We start from the raw sequence: 7258 nt of genomic DNA, 5'->3' as shown, positions 1-7258 counted from the left end.
CACCTCTTCCCATTCCGAACAGAGAAGTTAAGCCCGTTAGCGCAGATGGTACTGCTATTTGTGGGAGAGTATGTCGCCGCCTTTCTTTTGAACCCTTCATCATTATTTGATGAAGGGTTTTTTTATGAAATAAAGTGAAGGAATAATGTTCATTGGCTATAAGGAAGAATCTAATTTGCAAATCTTCTTTATAAAATGTAATTAGAATTATTAAGTATCAGTTGGAATAAACAGAATTTTATATTATTCCACGAAAGAACCTTTTTGAAACCAGTTCAAGAAGAAAAAATAAAAACCTCGGAGCCTCACTTTAAAAAGAAAATGTTATTGGATGTTTTTTTGCTGGAAGGTTTTCAGTTTAAATAGTTTTGATCCTGCTACTTCTCTATAACATTTCTTCAGATATAGATATATAATCAATCAAAAACAGCTTTTACTACCGTCATTATTCCTTTAAATAATAATAAGATAGCAGCAATTAAAGCTAATATTCCAATAATTAGGACTGGAATATAATAGGGATGATCCTGATTATTAAAAGCGGTAAATAAAATTGAGGGTCCAATAAATATTAATGGCAGGGCAAAAGCCAGGTATTTAATTCCTTTTCCTAATATTTCTTTATTTGTATGTTTCATTACTCTACAATATAGGTAGTTGAATCGGCTTCTGAAAGTCTAAAATATCCAAATGGATAGTTATCTGGATTGGTTTCATTTACAATATTTCCCTTTACGGTTGCTGGCTGAGACTGAAATGGTCCTCCACCATTGTTTCCACCCTGGGTTTGAAGAATGAATAAGTAATTATAAAATGGTTTTGTAATTCCCTCCATTGATATTAAAATTTCATCACCGGCAGTCAATTCATCATTAGAATATGAAGCCGAAACTTCATTACCATCTGTAAATTCATCTTCATAAATCTCTAATGAAACCTTTGAAGTTGTCAAGTTACTAAATCTAAAAAAATAGGTGTTATCTTCTCCTGCAGGATCAGTGAAAAAGGCTTCGATTTCGAGATCTTCCCTGGTGAAACCACCTTCGCTGTTCTGTTCAATATAATCTATACCTGCTACAGGAACAAAACTTGAAGTAGCAGAATAAGTTTCATCCTGATAGTTTATTTCTAAAGTATAATTTTCTTCAAACTTAGGATTAAATGCCACATTGGTATAAATCCCCTGTTCCTGATGCACAAAAATGAATTCTTCACCATTTCCCGCTTCAATAATCACCTCGGCTTCAACTACAGGCTGCGGTTCATCTTCATAGAATCCGGTGGTTTTTGATAAAACTATTTGTTGCTCATTGCCGTTTGTATTTATATACCACAGTAAAGACGCATCTATAACCAGGCGGGGTTCGCTTTGTTCAAGATCTAAATCAATAACCTCTTCACAAGAAGATAAGCTTAGAACTAGAAATAATATGAGTAAAGTACTTAAATTCTTCATCTTAAAATTTAAAATTATAGGTCACCGAGGGTATTATTCCAAATAAGCTTAGTTTCGCAGCTTCATTACGACCGGTGTCATCGTTCTCTCTAAAACTTATTGAATTTGCGTTTTTCCTATTATATACATTATAAATACCAAAATTCCAGGAAGATTTAAAGCCATTCTCTTTATTGGGTTTGGGCACGTAGGTTGCAGAAATATCTAACCTGTGGTAGGCTGGTAATCTATTGCTGTTTCTATCTCCATAAACGGGAACGTTTATTCCGTTAAAATTATACTGTCCGGTGGGATAGGTGACCGGCAAACCTGTTTGAAAGGCGAAATTAGCGCTAAAATCCCATTTTTTACTATAATTATAATTAGCCGTAAGACTAATGTCGTGTGTTTTATCGTAATTGGTCGCATACCATTTACCATTATTGATTCCACTTTCGTTAGGCGTTCTGCCGGGAGTTTGTTGTTCAGATCTAGATAAAGTATAGGCTAACCAGCCAGTTAGACGACCTTCATTCTTTTTAGCCAAAACCTCAAGCCCATATGCTCTGGATTGTCCATTAAGAATTATAGTTTCAATATTGTTGTTCGCGATAAGGTTTGCACCATTTACATAATCTATTCTATTTTGTATGTCCTTATAAAAAGCCTCGGTTTCAAGCGAATATTTTCCTTGATTAAAATTACGAAAATATCCTAATGCATATTGATCTAGAATTTGGGGTTTTATAAACGGACCACTTGGCGCCCAAACGTCAAGCGGGGTAGGAGAGCTTGTGTTCGAAATTAAATGAAGATACTGGGCCATTCTGTTATAGCTCGCTTTTATCGATTGATTCTCACTAAAACTATAGGCTAAAGCCAATCGTGGTTCCAGGTTGGAATAGGTTTTTAATATTTCAGATCTTGAAATGGATCTTTGACCAATAGCTTCGGCTTCCTCATAAATATCGAGCTCAGGATTATATATTATTGGATTGTTATTTTCATATTCATTGAGACTATTTTGCCCTAACCTGAAGAAATTACTGAATCTTAATCCATATTCTGCGGAAAGCTTATTTGAAATGTTGTGTTCTACCGAAAAATAAGTCGCATTTTCAAACGCATATTTATTAGTAAGTTTAAAGTAATTTATGCCTGAATTTTCATCTATTGGCGCGATCTCTCCTGGGTTAAAGTCATAATAGGTATTATGGATCCCGTATTCTAGTTGAAAAGTGTCGTTTAAATAATGGTTAAAGTCATATTTAATATTTAAATTTTTAATGCCACTATCCCAGTTGAAACCTACAAAATCAAGGGTGAGTCCGTAGTAATAATCGCTATAGATAAGAGATAGGTTTGTGAAAATATCATCTGAAACTACGTGATTCCATCTAAGGTTAAAAACCGAATTTCCGTAAGTGTTGATAAAATTCTGATTTATATCGAAAACATCCCGACCAAAATATCCAGAAAATAACAACTTATTATTTTCATTTAAGGAATAAGTCAGTTTTGTGTTTAGGTCATAAAAATAGGCAGAGTTTGGGTTATCGGCTAATTTCAAAAATAAATGCGCATACGAACTTCGGCCGCCTATAAGGAAAGAGCCTTTGTCTTTTACAATAGGGCCTTCAGCCAATAATCTACTCGAGATAACGCCAATTCCTCCCTGAGCTTTAAATTCTTTACTATTACCATCGCGCTGATAGATATCTAAGACGGAAGAAACGCGTCCGCCATATTTAGCAGGAATTCCTCCCTTATATAATTTTAGATCTTTAACCGCATCGGGATTAAAAACCGAAAAGAAACCAAACAAGTGAGAGGAATTAAAAATAGTAGCTTCGTCAAGTAAAATAAGATTTTGGTCTACTGCGCCGCCGCGCACATTAAATCCTGAAGCGCCTTCACCGGCATTAGAAACACCCGGTAGCAATAACAAGGATTTTATAATATCTACCTCCCCAAATACCGCCGGTAGTTTTTGAATGGTATTTATTGAAAGTTTATTCACGCTCATTTCAGGGCTTTTGATATTCAAACCTTCAATATTAGATTTTATAACCACTTCATCTAAATTTTCTGAACCTTCAGTAAGCGCGGTATTAAAGGTGGTATCTTCAGTAATGGTAATAGTATCCCTAAGGCTTTGAAATCCCAGGTATGAGATTTCAACCATATAAGTGCCTTCCGGTAACTTTATAGAGTAAAAACCATATTCATTGGTTACAACGCCTTTTTGTTCTTCCGGAATTATAATATTAACTCCTATTAAGGTCTCATTACTCGATGCATTAGTAATAGTGCCTTTTAAAGTATACGTCTCCTGAGCATTAATTCCTCCAAAAAGAAAAAGGAAGAAAAGTAAAAGGGGAAAGGGAAATGAAATTTTCAATTTTTTAGGTAAATATAGTGTAGATACTAAGTAAACTAAAAGTTTATAGAAATTATTAAGAAATGTTTAAAAAGATTAAACAGAAAATTTAAAATAATAAAGCCGGAAAATATTTTCCGGCTTTATATTAGATATGGAATTAGGGTATTTTAGCCTAAAATCTCATTTAAAAGCTTACTTGGTCTCATCGCTTTAGAAGTAAGGTCTTCGTCTGGCATATAATAACCTCCAATATTTACTGAAGAACCTTGAGCATCAATTAATTCTTTATTGATTTGCTCTTCGTTTTCTTCTAATTTTGAGGTCACATTAGCAAAATGCTTTTTTAAATCTGCATCTTTATCCTGAGCAGCTAATGCTTGTGCCCAATATAAAGCCAGGTAAAAATGACTTCCACGGTTATCCAGTTCATTTACCTTTCTGGAAGGTGATTTACTGTTTTCCAGAAATTTATTGGTTGCATCGTCTAAAGCTTCAGAAAGAATAAGAGCTTTCTTATTCTCATACTTTTCTCCTAAGTGTTCCAGAGAGGCGGCAAGTGCAAGAAACTCCCCAAGGGAATCCCAACGCAAGTGACCTTCCTTAAGGAACTGCTGTACGTGCTTGGGAGCAGATCCACCGGCACCGGTTTCAAATAATCCTCCACCATTCATTAAAGGAACAATAGACAACATTTTCGCACTGGTTCCTACTTCTAAAATAGGGAAAAGATCGGTTAGATAATCTCTTAAAACGTTACCTGTTACCGAAATTGTGTCTTTCCCGGCTTTTACACGTTCCAGGGTATATTTTGTTGCTTCAGCAACCGACATTATTTTGATGTCCAAACCTTCAGTATCGTGATTTGGAAGATATTCATTTACTTTTTTGATTAATTCGGCATCGTGAGCTCGGTTTTTGTCTAACCAGAAAATGGCTGGCCATCCAGTTGCCTTGGCTCTGTTCACGGCTAATTTAACCCAGTCCTGAACCGGAGCATCTTTTACCTGGCACATTCTCCAAATATCTCCTTCTTCTACTTCATGCTCTGTTAGAACTTTTCCGTTCTTATCAACTACCCGAACAGTTCCGGCAGCAGAAATTTCAAAAGTTTTATCGTGAGAACCATATTCTTCAGCTTTTTGAGCCATAAGACCTACGTTAGGAACAGTTCCCATTGTAGTAGGATCAAAAGCGCCGTGCTTCTGGCAGAATTCAATAGTCTCCTGGTAAAGTGGGGCATAACTACTATCTGGAATTACCGCCTTGGTATCCTGAGTTTCGTCATTTTTGTTCCACATTTGCCCGGAAGTTCTAATCATTGCAGGCATTGAAGCATCTATAATCACATCACTTGGTACGTGAAGGTTGGTAATTCCTTTATCAGAATTTACCATTGCTAAATCCGGACCTTCTTCAAGATCGGCCTTAATTTTAGCTTCTATTTCCGCTTTTTTATCTGCCGGAAGTTTTTCTATAGCATTTAATACATCACCGAGTCCACTGTTTGGATCGGCGCCTGCATTTTTAAGTGCTTCTCCATATTCACTGAAAACATCTTCAAAAAAGACTCTTACTGCGTGACCAAAAATAATGGGGTCAGAAACCTTCATCATCGTGGCCTTCATATGCAAAGAAAAGAGCACTCCTTTTTCTTTAGCGTCTTTTACCTGCTCTCTAAGAAATTGTAGTAGCGCTTTTTTACTCATTAAAGTGGCATCAATAACTTCTCCATTAAGTAGGTGTAAATTATCTTTAAGCACTTTTTTATCACCGCTTTTAGAAGTGAACTCAATTTTCACATCGGTTTCTTCACTAAGGGTTAAGGATTTTTCATTGGCTTTAAAATCCCCTCCATTCATAGTTGCAACATGAGATTTAGAGTCTGAACTCCATTCTCCCATAGAATGCGGATGCTTTTTGGCGAAGTTCTTGACAGCTTTTGGAGCTCGTCTATCTGAATTTCCTTCACGTAATACCGGATTCACCGCACTCCCTTTTACTTTATCGTAAGTGGCCTGAATTTTCTTTTCTTCATCATTTGAAGGTTCGTCCGGATAGTCAGGTAACTTATAACCCTTCTCCTGAAGTTCTTTAATAGCAGTTTTTAATTGCGGAACAGAAGCACTAATATTAGGTAATTTAATAATATTCGCTTCAGGTTTCTTAGCTAAATCTCCAAGTTCGGCTAAGTCATCGCTTACTTTTTGATCGTCTGAAAGGTATTGTGGGAATTGAGATAAAATTCTACCCGCCAGTGAGATATCTTTAGTTTCCATACCTACATTCGCCGCTTTGGTATACGACTTTACAATAGGATAAAAAGAATAAGTAGCTAAAGCCGGGGCTTCATCTGTTTTGGTATAAATGATCTTTCCAATCTGTGTCATTTTGTAATTTTTATGGCTGATTAATTTTGAAATGTCTAAACTCAATAAACGCCCAATTTTCACTGGGCGTTCGAGCTCTGCGCAATATAATATTTTTCAGGCTTTTATCATAGCTGAACTAGCATTAAAGCCTGTTAATTATTTAAAAAAATCCATGAAAAAAGCCACTTCATCTTAATAACTAAAATGAAATGGCTTCTACTGAAATAATACGTTCTCACTGAATTTTCGAAATTCTTTAAGGGAAAAATCCCGGTGTGCATTATTTCAATGATTCAAAAATTAAAAACTTCGAGAAGTTTATTTCTGAATCTAAGGGGTTTTTATCTTTCAAACTATTTTTGACATGGCAAAAAATAAGCGTTATATAGAAGATAAAAACCATATGTAAAGATTTTTAGGCTTTACCTGGAATTTCAGTTTAATAAGAAATCCTTGTGTCATTCCCTTCAACTAAACTCTATATTAAATATACAACAAAAGAATAGTAAAAGGAAATTTTTAACTTTTTGTTATACAGTGAGTTGTAGGCTTTGAGAATACTTATATCTGCTCATAAAAAAAGCCCCGTAAGTCGGGGCTTTTTATAATCTTAATAAGATGTATTTTATCTTTTAGCTTCCTTAATACGAGCTTTTTTCCCGGTAAGTTCTCTAAAGTAATAAATACGAGCTCTCCTTACTTTTCCTCGTTTGTTCAATTCAATTTTTTGAATTGCAGGAAGGTTTAAAGGAAAAATTCTTTCTACTCCAACAGTTCCACTCATTTTTCTAATGGTGAAAGTTTGTGAAGCACCGCTACCTCTTTTCTGAATTACTACCCCTTTAAAAAACTGGGTACGGGTTTTTTGACCCTCTTTAATTTCGTAATACACGGTAATGGTATCACCTGCAGAAAAATCAGGTAAATCTTTTCTTTCAACGAATTCGTCTTGTACGTACTTAATTAACGATTCCATAATTGCTTATTTAATGTAAAATCCAAAACAACATACACGGACCTCGCCAGAGGTTATTTTAGAACGAGTGCAAAAGTATTAATTTAAATTTATAA

At 35.1% G+C, this 7258-nt stretch carries 5 protein-coding genes and 1 rRNA gene; 1 reads left to right on the top strand and 5 read right to left on the bottom strand.

Annotated elements, in window-relative coordinates:
- Positions 1-85, top strand: a 5S ribosomal RNA gene (rrf, locus tag LB465_RS07695); the annotation flags it as partial.
- A gap of 331 nt (positions 86-416) precedes the next feature.
- On the opposite strand, the gene LB465_RS07690 is transcribed toward rrf, so the two are convergent.
- The 5 genes from LB465_RS07690 to rplS form a co-directional block, all read right to left on the bottom strand.
- A complete protein-coding gene (locus LB465_RS07690) occupies positions 417-638 on the bottom strand; it encodes a DUF6095 family protein (protein ID WP_224468887.1) in 222 nt (73 codons plus the stop codon).
- Positions 638-1456, bottom strand: a complete 819-nt coding sequence (locus LB465_RS07685; protein ID WP_224468885.1) for a DUF4249 domain-containing protein — start codon at positions 1454-1456, stop codon at positions 638-640. Before LB465_RS07685 ends, LB465_RS07690 begins: the two co-directional genes overlap by 1 nt.
- A 1-nt stretch (position 1457) precedes the next feature.
- The gene (locus LB465_RS07680; RefSeq protein WP_224468897.1) at positions 1458-3830 is read right to left on the bottom strand and encodes a TonB-dependent receptor; all 2373 of its coding nucleotides are present in this window, start codon (positions 3828-3830) and stop codon (positions 1458-1460) included.
- 155 nt (positions 3831-3985) lie between these two features.
- Positions 3986-6205, bottom strand: coding sequence for an NADP-dependent isocitrate dehydrogenase (locus tag LB465_RS07675; protein WP_224468883.1), 2220 nt, complete (start codon positions 6203-6205; stop codon positions 3986-3988).
- Positions 6206-6812: 607 nt separating this feature from the next.
- Positions 6813-7163 carry a 50S ribosomal protein L19 gene (rplS, locus tag LB465_RS07670; protein ID WP_224468881.1) on the bottom strand — a complete coding sequence of 117 codons (351 nt, stop codon included), beginning with the start codon at positions 7161-7163 and terminating at the stop codon, positions 6813-6815.
- Between the last annotated feature and the right edge of the window lie 95 nt (positions 7164-7258).

Origin of the sequence: Salegentibacter lacus, from assembly GCF_020164555.1 — a bacterium.
Classification (GTDB): Bacteria; Bacteroidota; Bacteroidia; order Flavobacteriales; family Flavobacteriaceae; genus Salegentibacter; species Salegentibacter lacus.
Note: the sequence above shows the minus strand (reverse complement) of the source record. Positions and strands in the feature narration are given on the sequence as shown.